At 72.9% G+C, this 17,462-nt stretch carries 17 protein-coding genes and 1 pseudogene; 10 read left to right on the plus strand and 8 right to left on the minus strand.

Going from position 1 to position 17,462, the window contains the following annotated elements; all coding sequences use genetic code 11:
- The first annotated feature begins 244 nt into the window (after positions 1–244).
- The 3 genes from ACFVS6_RS33645 (at position 245) to ACFVS6_RS33655 (ending at position 1,743) form a co-directional block, all read left to right on the plus strand.
- Positions 245–649: an SgcJ/EcaC family oxidoreductase gene (locus ACFVS6_RS33645; protein ID WP_389709963.1), complete on the plus strand. Its 405-nt coding sequence runs from the start codon at positions 245–247 to the stop codon at positions 647–649.
- Between the two features lie 27 nt (positions 650–676).
- The gene (locus ACFVS6_RS33650; protein ID WP_389709965.1) at positions 677–1,234 is read left to right on the plus strand and encodes a GNAT family N-acetyltransferase; all 558 of its coding nucleotides are present in this window, start codon (positions 677–679) and stop codon (positions 1,232–1,234) included.
- A 152-nt stretch (positions 1,235–1,386) separates the two neighbouring features.
- Positions 1,387–1,743 (plus strand): hypothetical protein, encoded by a 357-nt coding sequence (locus ACFVS6_RS33655; RefSeq protein ID WP_389709967.1) that lies wholly within the window; start codon positions 1,387–1,389, stop codon positions 1,741–1,743.
- Here ACFVS6_RS33655 and ACFVS6_RS33660 read toward each other — a convergent pair.
- Positions 1,740–2,216 carry a nitroreductase/quinone reductase family protein gene (locus ACFVS6_RS33660; protein ID WP_389709969.1) on the minus strand — a complete coding sequence of 159 codons (477 nt, stop codon included), beginning with the start codon at positions 2,214–2,216 and terminating at the stop codon, positions 1,740–1,742. The genes ACFVS6_RS33655 and ACFVS6_RS33660 overlap by 4 nt on opposite strands.
- Before the next feature lie 109 nt (positions 2,217–2,325).
- Between ACFVS6_RS33660 and ACFVS6_RS33665 the strand changes: the two genes are divergently transcribed.
- Positions 2,326–3,414, plus strand: a complete 1,089-nt coding sequence (locus ACFVS6_RS33665) for a LysR family transcriptional regulator (protein ID WP_389709971.1) — start codon at positions 2,326–2,328, stop codon at positions 3,412–3,414.
- Here the strand turns inward: ACFVS6_RS33665 and ACFVS6_RS33670 are convergent.
- A pseudogene (locus tag ACFVS6_RS33670) lies at positions 3,351–3,887 on the minus strand (peptidylprolyl isomerase); the annotation flags it as partial. The gene ACFVS6_RS33665 and the pseudogene ACFVS6_RS33670 overlap by 64 nt on opposite strands.
- Positions 3,888–3,912: 25 nt before the next feature.
- Positions 3,913–4,098, minus strand: a complete 186-nt coding sequence (locus ACFVS6_RS33675) for a hypothetical protein (RefSeq protein WP_389709973.1) — start codon at positions 4,096–4,098, stop codon at positions 3,913–3,915.
- Between the two features lie 211 nt (positions 4,099–4,309).
- Between ACFVS6_RS33675 and ACFVS6_RS33680 the strand changes: the two genes are divergently transcribed.
- Positions 4,310–5,665 carry a carbohydrate-binding protein gene (locus ACFVS6_RS33680; RefSeq protein WP_389709975.1) on the plus strand — a complete coding sequence of 452 codons (1,356 nt, stop codon included), beginning with the start codon at positions 4,310–4,312 and terminating at the stop codon, positions 5,663–5,665.
- Positions 5,666–5,758: 93 nt separating this feature from the next.
- Here the strand turns inward: ACFVS6_RS33680 and ACFVS6_RS33685 are convergent, their stop codons facing one another.
- The 3 genes from ACFVS6_RS33685 to ACFVS6_RS33695 are packed head-to-tail and all read right to left on the minus strand — an operon-like array spanning position 5,759 to position 9,665.
- On the minus strand, positions 5,759–6,778 hold the full coding sequence (locus ACFVS6_RS33685; RefSeq protein WP_389709977.1) for a YdcF family protein: 1,020 nt from the start codon (positions 6,776–6,778) through the stop codon (positions 5,759–5,761).
- A 16-nt stretch (positions 6,779–6,794) separates the two neighbouring features.
- Positions 6,795–8,375: an amidohydrolase family protein gene (locus ACFVS6_RS33690; protein WP_389709979.1), complete on the minus strand. Its 1,581-nt coding sequence runs from the start codon at positions 8,373–8,375 to the stop codon at positions 6,795–6,797.
- Between the two features lie 9 nt (positions 8,376–8,384).
- Complete coding sequence (locus tag ACFVS6_RS33695; protein WP_389709981.1) at positions 8,385–9,665, minus strand: amino acid deaminase; 1,281 nt, start codon at positions 9,663–9,665, stop codon at positions 8,385–8,387.
- A gap of 158 nt (positions 9,666–9,823) precedes the next feature.
- Between ACFVS6_RS33695 and ACFVS6_RS33700 the strand changes: the two genes are divergently transcribed.
- The gene (locus ACFVS6_RS33700) at positions 9,824–10,585 is read left to right on the plus strand and encodes an IclR family transcriptional regulator (RefSeq protein ID WP_389709983.1); all 762 of its coding nucleotides are present in this window, start codon (positions 9,824–9,826) and stop codon (positions 10,583–10,585) included.
- Positions 10,582–10,992, plus strand: a complete 411-nt coding sequence (locus ACFVS6_RS33705) for a RidA family protein (RefSeq protein ID WP_319188977.1) — start codon at positions 10,582–10,584, stop codon at positions 10,990–10,992. Before ACFVS6_RS33700 ends, ACFVS6_RS33705 begins: the two co-directional genes overlap by 4 nt.
- Positions 10,993–11,055: 63 nt before the next feature.
- On the opposite strand, the gene ACFVS6_RS33710 is transcribed toward ACFVS6_RS33705, so the two are convergent.
- Positions 11,056–12,390: a M14 family metallopeptidase gene (locus tag ACFVS6_RS33710; protein WP_389709985.1), complete on the minus strand. Its 1,335-nt coding sequence runs from the start codon at positions 12,388–12,390 to the stop codon at positions 11,056–11,058.
- A 125-nt stretch (positions 12,391–12,515) separates the two neighbouring features.
- Positions 12,516–14,213, minus strand: a complete 1,698-nt coding sequence (locus tag ACFVS6_RS33715; RefSeq protein WP_389709987.1) for a chitinase — start codon at positions 14,211–14,213, stop codon at positions 12,516–12,518.
- A 331-nt stretch (positions 14,214–14,544) separates the two neighbouring features.
- On the opposite strand from ACFVS6_RS33715, the gene ACFVS6_RS33720 reads away from it, so the two are divergent.
- The 3 genes from ACFVS6_RS33720 to ACFVS6_RS33730 are packed head-to-tail and all read left to right on the plus strand — an operon-like array spanning position 14,545 to position 17,459.
- Positions 14,545–15,444 carry a hypothetical protein gene (locus ACFVS6_RS33720; RefSeq protein ID WP_389709988.1) on the plus strand — a complete coding sequence of 300 codons (900 nt, stop codon included), beginning with the start codon at positions 14,545–14,547 and terminating at the stop codon, positions 15,442–15,444.
- 40 nt (positions 15,445–15,484) lie between these two features.
- Positions 15,485–16,186, plus strand: coding sequence for a Flp pilus assembly protein CpaB (gene cpaB / locus ACFVS6_RS33725; RefSeq protein ID WP_389709990.1), 702 nt, complete (start codon positions 15,485–15,487; stop codon positions 16,184–16,186).
- A gap of 7 nt (positions 16,187–16,193) precedes the next feature.
- Positions 16,194–17,459: a CpaE family protein gene (locus tag ACFVS6_RS33730; protein WP_389709992.1), complete on the plus strand. Its 1,266-nt coding sequence runs from the start codon at positions 16,194–16,196 to the stop codon at positions 17,457–17,459.
- The last annotated feature ends 3 nt before the right edge of the window (positions 17,460–17,462 follow it).

Consider the following 17,462-nt stretch of genomic DNA (forward strand, 5'->3'; position numbering starts at 1 on the left):
GAGCGCCCTTGAGGGACCGGACCGACACGGAAGGACAGTGGACTGGCGGGCAGCCCCCGGACCACACCCGACCCCGACCAAGCGGCTACCGACCACCCCCACCCCCGACCAACCACAACCCCACCCCCACCCCCGACCCCGCTCCTCCCCCTCACTCCCCGAACCCCGCCCCCCTGACGCCGAGATGACACTCCACGCTCACGACCCTTGACCTCAACTCGGCTTGAGGTAAGAGGATTCGGTCATGACTACGGAATCCACGTCGCGAGTGACGGACATCGAAGCGATTCACCAGCTCGTCGCCACCGTCGAGCACTCCCAGCGGAACAAGGACCCCGAGGAGTTCCTCTCCCTCTTCCACTCCGAGGCGATCTGGACGACGGCCCACGGCAAGATCCTGCTCGGCTTCGACGCCATCGCGGAGTTCACCCGTAGCGTCCTTCCCGCCGCCAGTTGGGACGGCGAGGTCAGCTACGAGGTCGCCCACGTGCTGTTCATCCGACCGGACGTGGCGGCCGTCAAGGTCACCCAGACGTACCGGTCCGCGGAGGGCGAGAGCCGGGGTGCCCCGCTGTACGTGGTCTCGAAGCAGGACGACGGCCGCTGGTTGCTGACCGCCTGCCAGAACACGGGTGTCGTCGCCGACTAGCCCTCGCGGCGGTGGGAGCATCGGCCCATGCGCTACCGATACGCCACCGAGGCAGATGCGCCCGCGATGGCCGCGCTGTTCGCGGCCAATCATCACGACGCCCTGACGCCCGAGGAGCGCTCCCGGCACGGCTTCGTGCAGGGGGCCTTCGGGGTCGATGCCCTGCGGGGCATGGCCAGGGGCGGGGAGTTGCTCGTCGCGGACGACGGTGACGGGGCGGTCGTGGGCCTGCTGGCCCTGTCGGTGGCCGCGGACCTGCCCGCCCCTCCGCCCGCGGTCCGGGGGTTGTTGGCGGCCCAGGACGTGCTGCGGTGGGAGGGGCGCCCGCTGCGCGAGGTGCGGTGGCTGCTGTACGGGCCCGTGGTGGTCGATGCCGGGCACCGTGGGCGCGGTGTGGCCCGGGGGCTGTTCACGATGGCCGTCGCGGCGGCGGCGGAGCGCGCCGAGGTGGTGGTGGCGTTCATCGAGGCGGACAACGTGCCGTCCTGGAAGGTGCACGTCGACGGGTTCGGGATGACGCCGCTGGGCGACTACGTCGCGGAGGGCCGCACCTACGCCGCGGTGGCCACCGCGGCGGGCGTCTGACCCCGCCCCTCCCGGCCGAACGGGTGGTGGGCGGGGGCGCGCCGGGCGGGGTGTCGGCGGCGGATCGATTCGCCGCGGGTGGGTCCTCCTAGGGTCGGGCCCGCAGCATCGCCCCCGCCCGCCCGTTCGTCCCCGGAAGGGATCCACCCGTCATGAAGCTCCGCAACACCGTCGCCGCCGCCCTCGGCGCCTTCGCCCTGGTGCTCTCGCTGCCCGGCTCGGCCCTCGCCGCCACGGGGGAGTTCAGCTACAAGTACGTCACCGACCTCGGTCACGAGGAGCGCATCGTCCTGCAGGACCCGCACAGCGGCAAGTGCATCAACCTGCGCGTCGTCGGCGACGACGACGTGCCGCCCGGCTACGGGCCGCACAACCGCACGGACACCCCGGTCACGGTCTACTCGGGCCCGCTCTGCACGGGCCGCGAGTGGCGGCTCCGGGCGAACGGCAACCCGACCACCGACCAGCTGGAGGTGCGCTCGGTGCGCTTCGACGCCCCGGCCTCCTAGGACCCGTCGGCGCGCACCCGGACGCCCTCGACGATCACCAGCGGCAGCTCGCGCGGCCAGGCCGTGTCCTGGTGGTCGTCGAAGAGGGGCCACAGGGCGGTCATGGCCTCCCAGTACGTCTCCCGCTCGGCCCGGTCCGCCGTGCGCGCCAGGCCGGCGAGGACGGTCGGGCCCACCTGGAGGCGGACCTCCGGGTGTGCGGTGAGGTTCTCGTACCAGGCGGGGTGGCGCGGGCCGCCCGAGGCGGCGGCCACGAGGAGGTGCCGGCCCGCGTCCCGCCCGTAGATCAGCGGGGTGCGCACGGTCCGACCGGTGGCGCGGTCGAGGGTGGTCAGGAGGAGGGTGGGGACGCCGTGCCAGAGGTGGCCGTCGGCGCCGCCGCTGTTCACGTAGGTGCGCACGTGGTCGAGCCGTGGTCCGGGGCGCGGGTCCGTGGGGTGGTCCCAGTCGACTGCGACGGTGACGCTGTTCATCTTTCCTGACCTCCGTAGGGCGGCCCCCCGGACGGCTAACGAGCCTCCCTCGATTCTGGATGCGGCACACCCGTAGCGCATGCGCACAGGTCTGGACCAAGCTCGGACCATGGATCTGGAGTTGAGGCACCTCAAGATCGTCAGGGCCGTCGCCGACGCCGGGAGCCTGACCCGCGCCGCCACCGCGCTCGGGCTCGCGCAGCCCGCGCTGAGCGCGCAGCTCAAGCGGATCGAGCGGGCCCTGGGCGGGGCGCTGTTCCTGCGCGGGCGGGACGGCGTACGGGCCACCGCGCTCGGGGAGCTGGTGCTGGAGCGGGCCCGGGTGGTGCTGCCCGCGGTGTGCGAGTTGCAGGAGGAAGCGGTGCGGTTCGCCCGGCAGGGGGCGGCCGGCTACCGGCTCGGGGGGACGCACGGGCCGCTGCTCGGCGGGCTCGTCGACCGGATCGCCGGGCAGGAGCCCGGGGTCTCCGTGACGACGTACACGTCCTGGTCGGAGCGCGAGGTCGCGGCGGGCGTCGCCGCCGGGCGGTTGGACTTCGCCCTGGTCGGGGTGTGCGGCGAGAGCCCGCCGCCGGAGCCGGGGAGGCTCGCCTGGATGGAGGTGGCGCGGGACCCGGTGCACGTGATGCTGGCCGAGGACCACCCCCTGGCCCACCGGGCGGAGATCGAGCTGGCGGAGCTGGCCGCCGAGGCCTGGACCGACGTACCGGGCGACGGCTGCTTCGGTGACTGCTTCTCGGCGGCGTGCGTGCGCGCCGGGTTCACGCCCGCCTGCGTGTACGAGACGGACACCGCTTCGTGCGTGCACCTCGTCCAGGTGGGGCGGGCCGTGGGGTTGTGCCGGGCGACGTTCCCGGTGACCCCGGGGGTGCTGACCCGGCCGCTCGCCGGGAGCCCGCTGGTGTGGCGGCACCTGCTGGGCTGGCATCCGGCGGCGCCCGCCGCCGCCCGGGCCGCGGCCGTGCTGGAGCACGCCCGCGCCGCGCACGCGGACGCCCTGGCCAGGTCGGCCTCGGCGGCGCCGGCCCCCGCGACCGGGCGGGGGACCGGGGCCGGGGGTCAGTCGAGTGCGGCGGCCTTCTCGATCACGACGGGGACGAGCGGGACGTCGCCGTGCCCGCCCGCCCGACCGGTGCGGACCGCGGCGATCGAATCCACCACGTCCTGGCCCTCCGTGACCACGCCGAAGACGGCGTAGCCGTACCCGCCGGGGGTGGTCGAGGTGTGGTCCAGCGCCGGATTGTCGGCGGTGTTCACGAAGAACTGCGAGGTCGCCGAGTGCGGCGCGCTCGTGCGGGCCATGGCAACCGTGTACCGGGTGTTCCGCAGGCCGTTGTCGGCCTCGTTGCGGACGGGTTCGCGGGTCGGCTTCTGCCGCATGTCCGCGGTCAGTCCGCCGCCCTGGTTCATGAAGCCGGGGATCACCCGGTGGAAGACCGTGCCGTCGTAGTGGCCGCTCTCCACGTACGCGAGGAAGTTCGCGACCGAGGCCGGGGCCTGCTCCGCGTAGAGGTCGATGACGAAGGCGCCGAGGCTGGTGGTCAGCTTCACCTGAGGCATGCGGGTCGGGTCCCTTCTGGGGCTGGAACGTGCCACACAGCATCGCAGAGGGTGACCGGAAGGCCACGGCCCGGGGTGTGCACCCCGGGCCGGGACCCACAGCAGCGTCATCGGTCGCCCGCGGGGGCGGGGCCGGCTACGGCAGGTAGCGCTCGATGACCTGCGGACCCTCCTTCTCCATCATCTGGCGCGCCTTCTCGATCCGCTCCGGAGTCGGGTCGTGGCCGGTCGCCATCACAAGGTCCTCAGGGTCGTACGGCCGCTCCCCGCCGGTGAAGAGCCGGTCCGACCGGGTGGGCTGCTGGTCCGATTCACTGTCCATCGCGTACCCCTTCCACTGCCCCCTTGGCCCCCATCGTCCGGCGGCCGGTCCATGAACGCACCTCGGCCGGCCCGAGGCCGGCCCACGACCCGGCCCCGGACGCCCGCACGGCCCGGCCATACCACCGGGGGAGGGGCCAACCGACGGCTCCCGCAAGGCGGTTCGGATTCCTACGGTGTCGAGGACCCCCACCGAACCGAGGAGATCCCCCATGCTCAAGCGACACGCCCGCACGGCGTGTACCGCCCTGGCCGCCGCCGGGCTGCTGCTGGCCGCCACCGGCGGGGCCACCGCCGCGGACGTCCCGCCGCCGCCCGCCGCCTCGGCCGCCGAGACCCTGCGCACCGCCGACGCCCAGCCCGAACTGCTCGCCGCCATGCAGCGCGACCTCGGCCTGACCCCCACCCAGGCCAGGACGCGGCTCGCCCACGAGGCCGAGGCCGGGGCCACCGCCGCCCGGCTCCGGGACCGGCTGGGCGCCGCCTTCGCCGGGGCCTGGGTGGACGGGGCCGACGCGGGCACCCTGACGGTCGCCACCACCCGCGCCGCCGACACCGCCGCGATACGCGCGGCCGGCGCCCGGGCGAAGCTCGTCGGCCGTTCGCTGGCCGACCTGGACGCGGCGAACGCGGCCCTGGACCGGGCCGCCACCGCCGAGACGCCGGTGCGCTACGTCGACACCCGCGCCAACACCCTGGTCATCGAGGAGACCCGGCCGGGCGCGGCCGCCCGACTGCTCGCCGCCACCGGGACCGACTCCGCCCTGGCCACGGTCGTCCGTACCGCCGAGGCCCCCCGACCGCTGTACGACCTGCGGGGCGGGGACGCGTACTACATGAACGGCAGCGGCCGCTGCTCGGTCGGGTTCCCCGTCACCAAGGGCACCACCCAGGGCTTCGCGACGGCGGGCCACTGCGGTCGGGCCGGCACCACCACCAGCGGCTTCAACCAGGTCGCGCAGGGTTCCTTCCAGGCGTCCGTCTTCCCCGGCAACGACATGGCCTGGGTCGCCGCGAACGGCAACTGGACGTCGACCCCCTTCGTCAAGGGCAGCGGTGGGGCGAACGTGCAGGTCACCGGCTCGGTGCTGCAACCCGTCGGTTCCTCCGTGTGCCGCTCCGGCTCGACCACCGGCTGGCACTGCGGGACCGTCCAGCAGCACAACACGAGCGTCACCTACCCCGAGGGCACCATCTCGGGCGTGACCCGTACGACGGTCTGCGCCGAGCCCGGCGATTCCGGCGGCTCCTACATCTCCGGCAGCCAGGCCCAGGGCGTGACCTCCGGTGGCTCCGGCAACTGCTCCAGCGGCGGGACCACCTTCTTCCAGCCGCTGAACCCGATCCTGTCCGCGTACGGGCTCACGCTGAAGACCGCCGGCAGCGACCCGGGCCCCGGCCCCGGCCCCGGCGACCCCGAGCCCGGCGGCACCTGGAAGGCCGGTGGGGTCTACGCCACCGGCGCCACCGTCACCTACGGCGGCGCGACGTACCGCTGCCTCCAGGGGCACCAGGCGCAGACGGGTTGGGAGCCGCCGGCGGTCCCGGCGCTGTGGCAACGGCTGTAGCCGCCGCGCGACCCGCGTGAACAGGGGGCGCCGTGACTGCCGAGGGGGGAGTCACGGCGCCTCCGCCCCCGTCCTCCCATCGGGGACGGCGGCTCAGAAGGTCAGCAGCGCCGCTACCGAGACCACCGCGCCGAAGGCGGTCAGGGCCCCGCAGATGGCCAGGTTCACCCTGCGGTGCTCCCAGAACACCGCGACGAACTCGCGCAGCGTGGCGGTCGGCAGGAAGTAGCGGGCGGTCGGCGAACCCACGACCTGCCCGTTCACCCCGGCCTTGCGGGCCATCATCGCGGCCCGGAACGCGTGGAAGTTGTTGGTGACCACCACGCACCGGTAGCCGGGCACGTCCGTCTCCATGATCTCCCGGCTGAACAGCATGTTCTCCTCGGTCGTGCGCGACCGGTCCTCCAGCCGTACGTGCTCGGCCGGCGCGCCCTGCGCGATCAGCCAGTCCGCCATCGCGCGGGCCTCGGAGACCCTCTCGTCGGACCCCTTGCCGCCCGACACCAGCAGCACCGGCGGCCTGCCGCCCCGCGCCACCTGGGCGTCGTGGATCTGCTGCCCCTTGCGCAGGCGCGAGGCCAGCAGCGGCGGCACCCGGTCCCCGCCGATCAGGCCCGAACCGAGCATCACCACGTGGTCGACGTCGCCGCGCACCTTGATCCGGCCGTAGAGGAAGGCGTACCCGATGAAGGACAGGAACACGAACGAGACGTAACCGACGACCAGGGCGAGGGTGGCGACCGCCCCGGTGAGGGCCGCCGAGTCGGAGACGCCGACGGAGACCAGCAGCGCGATCATCGCGAAGATCCCGAGACCGGCGAGCAGGGACAGCAGGTTCGGCAGCCGGGTGCCCTCCTTGCGGACCATCGTCACGCCGTTGCCGATGAGGAAGACCCCGGCGGCCACCAGACCGAAGGTGGGCACGGTGAGGACGAGCAGCAGGGCGGCGACCGCCACCCAGCCGGGCAGCGCCGCGACTTGCAGCAGCACGGCGAAGGACAGCGCCACGCCGGTCAGACCGAGCAGGACGGCGTTGCGGAAGCGTCGGCGGTCCCTCCGGGCGCTTATGCCGAAGGCGACGAACAGCAGGGCGGCGAGGACGAAGGCGACCATGGCGCCATCGTAGGTGTCAGCCGGGAGGCGTCGTCCGGCGCACGGTGCGCCCGGCCAGGACGTCCGTCCTGCGCCCGTCCCGGATGACGAACCGTCCGTCGATCAGCACGTGGGGGATGCCGGTCGGCAGCGTCCGAGGCCGCTCGTACGTGGAGCCGGCGGCGACCGTGTCCGGATCGAACAGGACCAGGTCCGCCCGGTGGCCGACGCGGACCAGGCCCCGGTCGGGCAGCCGCAGGCGGGCCGCCGGACGCCCGGAGAGGTGGGCCACGCACTCCTCCAGTCCGAGGACGCCGAGCTCGCGGACGTACCGGCCGAGGTAGTGCGGGAAGGTGCCGTAGGCCCGGGGGTGGGGTTTGGCGCCCCGGAGGATGCCGTCGGAGCCTCCGGTGTGGACGCGGTGCCGCATGATCGCGCGGACGTTGTCCTCGTGGCCGACGTGCTGGAGGACGGTCGGTGCGAGCCGGTCGTCGAGCAGCAGCCGGCGGGCGGTGTCCCAGCCGTCGAGGCGGGTGCCGACGTACCCGGCGAGGGCGGGGTCGCCGACTCCGGAGATCTCGATCGTCGACCAGTCGACGGGGACGCCGTGGCAGCCGTCGGCGCCCTCGACCTCCAGGGCGTGACGGATCCGTTCCGCCCCGGTGTCGTCGCGCAGGCGGGCCAGGACGGCTTGCGGGCCGCCCTCGTTGGCCCAACTGGGCAGCAGTGCGACGAGGGTGGTGCAGCCGGGGGTGTACGGGTAGGTGTCGAGGGTGATGTCGGCGCCCGCGTCGAGCGCCGCGTCCAGCAGGGCGAGGAGTTCGGGGGCGCGGCCCTCGTTCTCGCCGAAGTTCATGGTGGCGTGCGCGAGGTGCAGGGCGCAGCCGGCCCGCCGGGTCAGCTCCACCATCTCGGCGTAGGCGGCGAGGGCGCCGCGGCCGTAACTGCGGTGGTGGGGGCAGTAGTAGCCGCCGTACCGGGCCACGACCCGGCACAGTTCGGTGAGTTCGGATCCGGAGGCGTACATGCCGGGGGTGTAGGTCAGTCCGGAGGACATGCCGACGGCGCCCTGTTCGAGGCCCTCGGCGACGAGCCGGCGCATCCGGTCCAGTTCGGCGGGGGTCGCGGGCCGGTCGTCCCAGCCGAGCGCGTACGCGCGGACGGTGCCCTGGGGGACGAGGTAGGCGGCGTTGACGGCGATGCCCCGTCCGCCGTGGGCCCGGTCGAGGCGGTCCAGGTAGCCGCCGACGGTGCGCCAGTCGAAGTCGACGTCGTCGCCGGGGCCGTTCCAGCCGGCGATGGCGGCCCGCACCCCGTCGAGGGTGCGGTCGTCGGCGGGCGCGTACGACAGGCCGTCCTGGCCGAGGACTTCGAGGGTGACGCCCTGTGCGGCCTTCGCGCCGTGGTCCGGGTCGCGGAGCAGCGCGAGGTCGCTGTGGGCGTGCATGTCGATGAAGCCGGGGGCCAGGACGAGGCCGTGGGCGTCGAGGGTGCGCCGGCCGCCGCCGGGGATCCGGCCGATCCCGGTGATGCGGCCCTCGTGCACGGCGACGTCCGCGGTGTACGAGGGCCCGCCCGTGCCGTCGGCGACGCGGGCCCCGCGGATGACCAGGTCCACGGCCGGCGCCTAGAAGAAGGTGCGGACGTAGTCGGTGACCGTTCCGTCCGCCCGGACGACCGGGATCAGCGGCCACTTCTCGAAGATCGTGCAGGGGTGGGACATGCCGAGTGCCACCCAGTCGCCGACCTGTACGTCCTCGGCCGAGTCGGTCTCCAGCCAGGCGTGCTGGTCGGAGAGCTTGACGACGCGGATCCCGGTCGCGGGCCGCTGCTCGCCGGTGAGGGCGTCGCGGACCAGTTCGGCCTCGGGCAGCCCGAGGTCGTAGGCGATGTCGCGCTTGCCGGCGTTGACGAAGGCCTGGGTGGGCGAGGGCCGGGAGACGACCTGGGTCCACAGCCGGAAGGCGGGGCGCAGGCCGCCCTCCTGCGGGATCCGGTTGAAGGGGGTCAGGCGGCCGTACCAGCCGTGGTCGTGGGAGACGTACGCGCCGGAGCGCAGCAGCTTCAGGACGGGCCGGGAGAGCTCCGGGAGCTCGGCGAGGACGTCCGCGACGGAGTCGAACCAGGCGGAGCCGCCGGCGCTGACGACGATCTCCCGCACGTCGGGGGCGTAGCGTCCGGCCTTGTCGAACTCGACGGCGAGCGCGGTGAGCCGGCGCAGGTAGGCGTCGACGCTCGAAGGGTCGGCGCCGGGGACCTCGGCCTCGTAGCCGGCGACGCCGACGAGGCGCAGGGTGTCGGTGGCGGCGACGGCGTCGGCGACGGCCCGGCAGTCCTCGTCGCTGCGGGCGCCGGTGCGGGCGCCCTCGCCGGCGCCGAGCTCGACGACGACGTCGATGACGGCCGGCTGCCCGGCCAGGGCCCGGTCCATGAGGTGGACGCCGCGTACGGAGTCGACGTAGCAGACGAAGCGGAAGTCGGGGTCGGCGGTGAGTTCGGCGGCGACCCAGCGCAGGGCCGCGGGGTCGACGAGCTCGTTGGCGAGGAAGATCCGGTCGATGCCGAAGGCGCGGTAGACGCGGGCCTGGTGGGGGACTGCGGCGGTGATGCCCCACGCGCCGTGTTCCAGCTGGCGCCGGAAGAGCTGCGGGGACATGCAGGTCTTGCCGTGCGGGGCGAAGGCGAGCCGGTGGCGCTTCGAGTATTCCCCGAGTGCGGTGAGGTTGTGTTCCAGCGCGTCCGAGTCGAGGGTGAGCACGGGCGTGGTGAACCCGCCCGTGTACAGGTTGCGGGCCTGGGCGGCGAGGGCGCCGACGGTCAGGCCGGCGTGCTCGGCGTCCGGGGGGAGTCCCTTGAACCGGTGGTCGACCGGTTCGTCGGCGAGGGCCTGGACGGGGTCGCTGGGCATGTGCGGGTGCCTCCCGGGCGTGTTGCGCGTACCGCAACGGTCGTTGCGTATGCCGCTGCATGCTGTCTAACATCCCGCATGACGGCGGGTCAACGGGCGGAGCCCGGTGCGGCGCCGGAACCCGCCGCCGCGCGGGCGGACGGACGAGAGGACACGGCGTGAGCCAGTCGGTGGAGCGTGCGCTGCAGATCCTGCCCGCGCTCGCGAAGGGCCCGGCCGGGCTCGGTGACGTCGCCGACGGGCTCGGCGTGCACAAGAGCACCGCGCTGCGGCTGCTGCGGACCCTGCACGCGCACGGCTTCGTGTACCGGCAGCCGGACGGCCGCTACCGGCTCGGCGCCGGGTTGTTCGCGCTGGCCGCGGAGGCGGTGGAGAACCTGGACGTCCGCGAGGTCGCCCACCCGCACCTGGTCGAGCTGAACCGGCTCACGGGGCACACCGTCCACCTGGCGCTGCACCAGGACGACGAGGTCGTCTACATCGACAAGGTCGACAGCCGCTACCCGGTGCGGATGTACTCCCGCATAGGCCGGCCCGTCCCGCTGACCGTGGCCGCCGTCGCGAAGGTGATCCTCGCCGACCTGCCGGAGGCCGACCGGCGGAGCCTGGCCGCGCGCATCGACTACCCCTGCTACACCGCCCGCTCGACGCCGGACGCGGACGCCTTCCTGACCGAGCTGGCCCTCGTGCGCCGGCAGGGCTGGGCCGCCGATCTGGGCGGTCACGAGGAGGCGCTCAACTGCGTGGGCGCGCCCGTGCGCGGTCCGGGCGGTCGGGTCGTCGCCGCGATGTCCGTCTCGGCGCCCGGTGTGGTCGCGGGCCCCGACGAACTGCTCGAACTGCTGCCCCTGGTACGCCGTACCGCCGACACCATCAGCCGGGAGTACTCCGGCTCCGAACCCAGCGAGGACGCTCCGTGACCGAGAAGACCGCCATCACCCCCGACACGCACACCGCGCCGCCCGCGAGGTTCTCGCACGGCGTGCGCAAGGGCAACATCCTTCAGGTCGCCGGCCAGGTCGGCTTCCTGCCCGCCGTGGCGGGGCAGGCGCCGACGCCGGCCGGGCCGACGCTGCGCGCGCAGACCCTGCAGACGCTGGAGAACGTACGGTCCGTGCTGGAGGCGGGCGGTGCGACCTGGGACGACGCGATGATGATCCGCGTCTACCTGACGGACACCGCGCACTTCGCCGAGATGAACGAGATCTACAACGCCTACTTCGAGGAGCAGGGCCTCAAGGAGGCCCCGGCCGCCCGCACCACGGTCTACGTGGGCCTGCCGGCCGGGCTGCTGGTGGAGATCGACGCGCTGGCCGTCCTGGGCTGAGCGCGCCGAGGGGGCGCCCCCTGGTGGCGGGGCGCCCCTTCGGGCCGTACGGCCGCGGGGCCGTCACGTGCAGTACTGGGCTTCCTTGCCGATGGACCGGTACATGCAGTCCGCGTTCTCCAGGAGTTGGAGCACGGCCTCCTTGTTGCGGGAGGTCTCGCGGTCGATCACCTCGTCGGGCGGGTAGAACCCGCCGCCGCCCGCGCTCGACGGGTACATCTCGAAGGTGTAGGCGAAGATCTTCTGGCTGCCCCACAGCCAGTCGTCGATCGTGCCGTCGGTGATGTACAGGTCGCTCGACTGCTCGGGCGTGTAGCCGTTGCTGGCCGCCATGCCGGTGCCGACCTTCTTGAAGGCGGCGAGGTCGTCGGCGGTCAGGCCGGGCGCGGTGTCGTTGTACGTCCAGCCGAAGGGCCACAGCACGAGCTGGCTGTAGGTGTGGAAGTCGATCGAGGCCTTGATCTGCTGCTTGCCGCCGACGACGCGGCTGCGCACGAAGTCGGAGACCACCTTGACCTCGGGGGCGGACTCGGCGGCCGGGCCGCGGTAGGTCTCGGAGCTCTTGCTGCTGCTGGAGCCGCCGCAGCAGCCCCACTTGTAGTTCCAGTTCCGGTTCTGGTCCGTGCCGACGTAGGAGGAGCCGGAGTTCGGCTGCCGGTTCTTGCGCCAGGAGCGGTAGGAGCCGGTGGCGATGTCGTACTCGCCGCCGTCGGGGTTGAGGTCCGGCACGATCCAGATCTCGCGGTTGTTGACGGCGTTGGTGATCCGGGACTCCGTGCCGTACTTGGAGCCGAACTCCTTCAGCAGGTACAGGGCCATCTCGACGGTGAGGTGCTCGCGGGCGTGCTGGTGCGCGGTGAAGAGCACCTCGGGCTCGGCCTCGTCGGTGGCGACGTTGTCACTGATCTTGATCGCGAAGAGGTCCCGGCCCTGGTACGACTTCCCGATGACGCGCTTGCTCATGATCCCGGGGTACTGGGCGATGCGCTGGTCGATCTCCGCCGTCGCCTCGGCGTAGTTGTGGTACTTCGAGTCGGCGGACGGGAAGTCCATGGTCCCGGAGGCGATGCCGGGCTCGGAGCGGTCCGGGGGACCGGGCAGGGCGGTCAACTGGTAGCCGCGCTTGCGGAGGTCCTTCGCCTGCATGGTGTCGGCGCTGACGACCACGGTGTGGTCGTCCACCTCGTCGATCGACACTCCGGTGCGCAGCAGGGCCGTCCGGTCGGCGACGGTGGACGGCCCGTGGATCCGGTACTGGACGATGGCCTCGTCCTGGGTGGCGGTGGACGGGGTGGGCGGCGGGGCTGCCGTGGCGCTCATGCCGTAGGCGGGTGCGCCGAGCGCGAGCGCCAGCAGGGCAGCCGTGACGGCGGCCCTCCGGCGGGTGTGGAGCCGCATGCGTTCTCCTGGGTCGGGAGTGTGGGGGTAGCCGTGCGGACGCGCACAGCGTGCTCTCATGGCATGTCCGGGTCAAGAACCTGCCGGGTGCGCCGACCTGAATCGGCCACCCCCACTCGTACCGCCTACGGGAGCGCGTGGACCTTGGGACCCACCGCGTTGGACCAGGCGTTACCCGCCTTGGCGTCCCAGTTGGTCGACCAGGTCATCGCCCCGCGCAGACCCGGGTAGGTCTTCGAGGGCTTGAAGGATCCGCAGTTCGTGCCGCGGGCCAGGCAGTCCAGGGCGTTGTTGACGATGGTCGGCGACACGTAGCCGCTGCCGGCGCCGCTGGGCGAGGCCGGGACGCCGATGCCGACCTGGGACGGGTCGAGGCCGCCCTCCAACTGGATGCAGGCCAGGGCGGTCAGGAAGTCCACCGAGCCCTGCGAGTAGACCTTGCCGTCGCAGCCGTTCATCGCGCCGCTGTTGTAGTACTGCATGTTGACGACGGTCAGGATGTCCTTCACGTTGAGGGCCGTCCTGAAGTAGCCGCCCTGCGTGGACTGCATGTCGATCGTCTGCGGCGCCATGGTCAGCACCATGGACGGGCCCGCCTTGGCCGACAGGGCGCGCAGCGCCTGCGTCATGTAGGTCGGGTTGAGGCCGTTCTCCAGGTCGATGTCGATGCCGTTGAAGCCGTACTCCTGCATCAGCGTCCAGGCCGAGTTCGCCAGGTTGTTCGCCGAGGCGGAGTCGTTGACCGAGATCGTGCCCTTCTCGCCGCCGATGGAGAGGATGACCGACTTGCCGGCCGCCTTCTTCGCGGCGACGTCCGCCTTGAACTGGGGCACGGTGTAGCCGTTCAGGCCCGCCGAGTCGAGGTTGAAGGTGATGGCGCCGGGCGTGGTCGTGGCGTCGGCGAAGGAGACGGCGATGATGTCGTACTCGTTCGAGACGTCGGAGAGCTTCTGGACGGTCGCGCCGTTGTTGAAGTTCTGCCAGTAGCCGGTCAGCGCGTGCTTGGGGACCGAGGGGTTCGGGCCGGGGCCGGGGCCGCCGCCCGTCGTCGTACCGGTCACCGGTGCCGACTTGGCGCCCTCGCCGGCCGCGTTGTACGCACTGACCTGGAAGGAGTACGAGGTCGTCGGGGCGAGCCCGGTGATCTGGGCGGAGGCGTCCGTCACGGACTTCACCCGGACCCCGTCCTGGTGGACGTGGTAGCCGGCCGCGCCGGCGACCGCGTTCCACGAAAGGGTGAGCGCGCTCGCGCTCTGGCCGGAAACGGCGGTGCCGGCGGGGGCACCCGGGATGCTCGGGCCGGGATCGGTGCCGCCGCCCCCGTCGGGGCCGACGACGCTGAACTCGTCGATGACGTACGGGGTCTGGCCGTACCAGCCGTGGGTCCAGACGCTGACCTGGGTGGTGTTCGGGCCGGTGGAGAAGGTAGTGGAGAGCTTCTGCCAGCCGGCGCCGGAACCCGGCGTCCAGGTGGAGACGTCCTGCGTGCCGGTGCCGGTCGCGCCGAGGTACACGTAACTGCCCTGGACCTGGGTGCTCAGGGTGTACGTCGAATTCGGCTTGACCGTGACGGTCTGGCTGCAGCGGGCGTTGTCCTGGCCCGCCGGGGCGGCCCGCAGCGCGCCCGCCCCGGCGAAGACCGGGGAGGAGACGGAGGCGCCGCTGCCACCGGAACAGGAGCAGTTGGCCAGGCCGGATTCGAAGCCGCCGTTGCGCACGACGTTGACGTCGGCCGCCTGGGCGACGCCGGGGGCGAGGGCCGTGAGGCCGCCCGCGGCGAGGGTGGCCGCGCCCAACAGGGCGAGGGAGCGTATGCGGTTCACGTGGGCTCCGTGGGGGGAGGAAGGGACAAGCGGAATGAGGGGGAGTGGGGGGTCCCCGTAACCAAGTGCCGGCGCAGCAAAGTTGGTCCAGACCAATCCCCGTGTCAAGGGTCTTTGCGAAGTGGCTTGAAATGGACGGGTTCCGAATCCCGGTTGTCCGGGTTTCCCGCCACCTGTGACACCCGCTCAGGTCACGGGAATCCGCAAGCCCCTGCCCCACCAGGGACGTCGCGGATATGGTGCTGGGGCAAGGGGGAAGCACGTCGGGAGTTTGCGGTCGCGCAGTACGTGCGCGTACGTGACGGCCGCGGGAACGTGCGTGGTGTACCGGGTGAACGGGGGGATTCGGGTGCCGACCGCCATCGCTGTCACCAGCGCCGACCTGGTACTGCCGGCCCCTGACCGGCACACCCCGGGCGCCGCCGTCCTGCGCCCGCCCGGCGAGGCGGACCTGGAGGGCGCGCTCGCCGAGACCACCGCCCTGTTGGACCGGCACGGGCACCTCGTGGTCGTCGTGCCGTCCTGGCTGCCGCCCGCCACCGCACGCCGCCTCCACACGGTCCGGGCCATCCTGGAGACCGACCGGATCGCGCTCCTCGACATCGACCTCCCGCCGCTGGCGACGGCCGTGCTGGTCCGTCAGCTGCGCCAGCTCAGCGTCTGCGACTTCAGTCCCGGCGTCCTCGCCTCGGCCGCCCGACTCCTGTCCCACTACATCCACGCGGGCGCCCTGCTCGGCACGGTCGCCAAGCTCGACCGGGTCCCCGTCGGCCTCAAGGCGCACGCCAGGTCCTGGTCACCGAGCGCCCGCTTCGCCGTACTGGCCCACCCGACGCCGCACCTCGCGAAGCTCGGCCCGCAGGGGACGGCAGCCGCGCGCGAGGGCGTGCTGCCGCCCGGACCCGGCTTCGCCACCCACCTCACCTTCGCCCGCGGACAGTTGTCCTCCGACTGGGTCGCCGCCGAACTGGCCCCCGCCTGGCAGGTGCAGGGCGTCATGGAGAACCCGCTGCCGGCCGACTCGCCCGGCTGGTGGGCCACCCCCAAGCTCGTCGAGTTCGCCGCGGCCATCCCCGACCCCTCCGTGCTCTACCAACTGGTCTCCTCCGTACGCCGCGAGGAATGCCGGTGGTGCGGCTTCGAGCTCATCGGCGACCGCTGCGGATTCTGCTCCGCCCCGCTCGCGGCGCCGCCGCCCGAAGCGGCCGCCCGCTCCAGATCCAGATCCTGACCGGCCCGAACGAACGAAGAACGGCGAGGTAGTACGGCTCATGAACTCACGCCAGCGCCGCGGCGTCATCCTGCTCCTGCTGTCGGTCCTGTGCGCCCTCGCGGCGTTCGGCGGGGTCCTCGTGGTCATCGGCGACGTCAATTCGAAGGTCGGGTCCGAGGTGGTCGCCTACCGGGTCAAGGGCGACATCGCCCCCTACAGCGCCCTCGGCGCCGGCCAGTTCGAAGAGGTCACGGTCCCCAAACGCTGGCTGTCCGACACGGCCGTCACCGACCTCGGAGCCCTCAAGGACAAGATCGCGCTCACCACCCTGAAGAAGGGATCGCTGCTCCAGACGGACATGTTCGTCGACAAACCGCAGCTCCAGGCCGGCGAGCAGGAGATCGCGATCATGATCGACGCGGCGACGGGCGTGGCCGGCAAGATCACGTCGGGTGCGAAGGTCAACATCCTCGCCACCTTCAAGGGCGCCAAGGACACCGACCCGTCCCGGTCGGTCATCATCGTCGCCAACGCCCGCGTCCTGGGCGTCGGCAAGCTCACCGCCCTGGAGAAGAACAGCGACCGCACCGGCCCGGCCGAGGCCGTGCCGATCACCTTCGCCCTGACCACCAAGGACACCCAGCGCGTCGCGTACGCCGAATCCTTCGCGGAGCACGTCCGCCTGGCCCTGGTGGCCCCCGGCACCGACTCGGCACCCGGCCCGAGCGACCGCACGTACACCCTCGAAGGGGACAAGTGAGGCGCGGATGACCACTCGGATCCTGCCCGCCGCCGGTGACGCGGACGCCGCCCGCGCCATCGTGGCCCTGCTCAGCCAACTCCCGGACGCCGAGCCGGCCGCTCCCGTACCCGATTCCACGACCCTCCTCGACACCCTCGGCCGGATGGCCGCCGAATCCGTCGACGAACTCCCCGAGGTCGTCCTCGTCCACGAACGGATCGGCCCCGTCCCCGCCCTGGAACTCATCCGCGAGGTCGCCCTGCGCTTCCCGGCGGTCGGCGTGGTCCTGCTCTCCTCCGACGCCGGCCCCGGCGTGTTCTCCGCCGCGATGGACTCCGGCGCGCGGGGCCTCGTCGGGCTGCCGCTGGGCTACGAGGAACTCGCCACCCGCGTCCAGGCCGCCGCCCAGTGGTCCGCCGGCGTACGCCGCCACCTGGGCCGGGGCGCCGACGCCCCCACCGGCCCCGGCGGCCGGCTCGTCACCGTCACCGGCGCCAAGGGCGGCGTCGGCACCACCTTCACCGCCGTCCAGTTCGCCCTCGCCGCGGCCGCCTCCGGACGCCGCACCGCCCTCGTGGACCTCGACCTCCAGGCCGGGGACGTCGGCTCGTACCTCGACGTCCAGTTCCGGCGCTCCGTCGCCGACCTCGCCGGCATCCAGGACATCTCCCCGCGCGTCCTCCAGGACGCCGTCTACGAGGACCGCACCGGCCTGGCCCTGCTGCTGGCCCCCGGCGAGGGCGAACGCGGCGAGGAGGTCGACGACCGCGCCGCCCGCCACGTCATCGCCGCCCTGCGGGCCCGCTACGAACTCGTCGTCGTCGACTGCGGCACCCAGGTGACCGGCGCCAACGCCACCGCCGTGGAAATGGCCGACGTGGCGGTACTGGTCGCCACCCCGGACGTGGTCTCCGTACGGGCCGCCAAGCGCATGGTCCGCATGTGGGAACGGCTCCAGGTGCGCAAGGCCGAGGACACCACCGTGGTCGTCAACCGCTGGAGCAAGCACACCGAGATCCAGCCCGCCCTCATAGAGAAGATCACCAAGACCCGGGTCGCCCGCACCCCCGTCCCGGCCGCCTTCAAGGAACTCCAGGGCGTCGTCGACGCGGGCCGCGTCCAGGACCTCGACAACCGCTCCACCGTCAAACAAGCCCTGTGGACCCTGGCCGGCGAACTGGGCCTGCTCGCCGTCCCCGCCACCGCCGACGGCAGGACCGGCCCCGGCCACGCCCTCGCCGTCCGCCCGTCGGGGCCCGTGGCCCGGCTGCGCCGCGGCCGGGAGGGCTGACCC

Source organism: Streptomyces sp. NPDC057939 (assembly GCF_042887545.1).
Classification (GTDB): Bacteria; Actinomycetota; Actinomycetes; order Streptomycetales; family Streptomycetaceae; genus Streptomyces.

What these genes read in the sequence shown, in the direction of transcription:
- ACFVS6_RS33695 (WP_389709981.1), bottom strand. Translation starts at nt 9,665, where the DNA reads ATGCCCAGCGACCCCGTCCAGGCCCTCGCCGACGAACCGGTCGACCAC.
- ACFVS6_RS33710 (WP_389709985.1), bottom strand. Translation starts at nt 12,390, where the DNA reads ATGCGGCTCCACACCCGCCGGAGGGCCGCCGTCACGGCTGCCCTGCTG.
- ACFVS6_RS33660 (WP_389709969.1), bottom strand. Translation starts at nt 2,216, where the DNA reads ATGAACAGCGTCACCGTCGCAGTCGACTGGGACCACCCCACGGACCCG.
- ACFVS6_RS33685 (WP_389709977.1), bottom strand. Translation starts at nt 6,778, where the DNA reads ATGGTCGCCTTCGTCCTCGCCGCCCTGCTGTTCGTCGCCTTCGGCATA.
- ACFVS6_RS33645 (WP_389709963.1), top strand. Translation starts at nt 245, where the DNA reads ATGACTACGGAATCCACGTCGCGAGTGACGGACATCGAAGCGATTCAC.
- ACFVS6_RS33675 (WP_389709973.1), bottom strand. Translation starts at nt 4,098, where the DNA reads ATGGACAGTGAATCGGACCAGCAGCCCACCCGGTCGGACCGGCTCTTC.
- ACFVS6_RS33665 (WP_389709971.1), top strand. Translation starts at nt 2,326, where the DNA reads ATGGATCTGGAGTTGAGGCACCTCAAGATCGTCAGGGCCGTCGCCGAC.
- cpaB (WP_389709990.1), top strand. Translation starts at nt 15,485, where the DNA reads ATGAACTCACGCCAGCGCCGCGGCGTCATCCTGCTCCTGCTGTCGGTC.
- ACFVS6_RS33650 (WP_389709965.1), top strand. Translation starts at nt 677, where the DNA reads ATGCGCTACCGATACGCCACCGAGGCAGATGCGCCCGCGATGGCCGCG.
- ACFVS6_RS33655 (WP_389709967.1), top strand. Translation starts at nt 1,387, where the DNA reads ATGAAGCTCCGCAACACCGTCGCCGCCGCCCTCGGCGCCTTCGCCCTG.
- ACFVS6_RS33680 (WP_389709975.1), top strand. Translation starts at nt 4,310, where the DNA reads ATGCTCAAGCGACACGCCCGCACGGCGTGTACCGCCCTGGCCGCCGCC.
- ACFVS6_RS33730 (WP_389709992.1), top strand. Translation starts at nt 16,194, where the DNA reads ATGACCACTCGGATCCTGCCCGCCGCCGGTGACGCGGACGCCGCCCGC.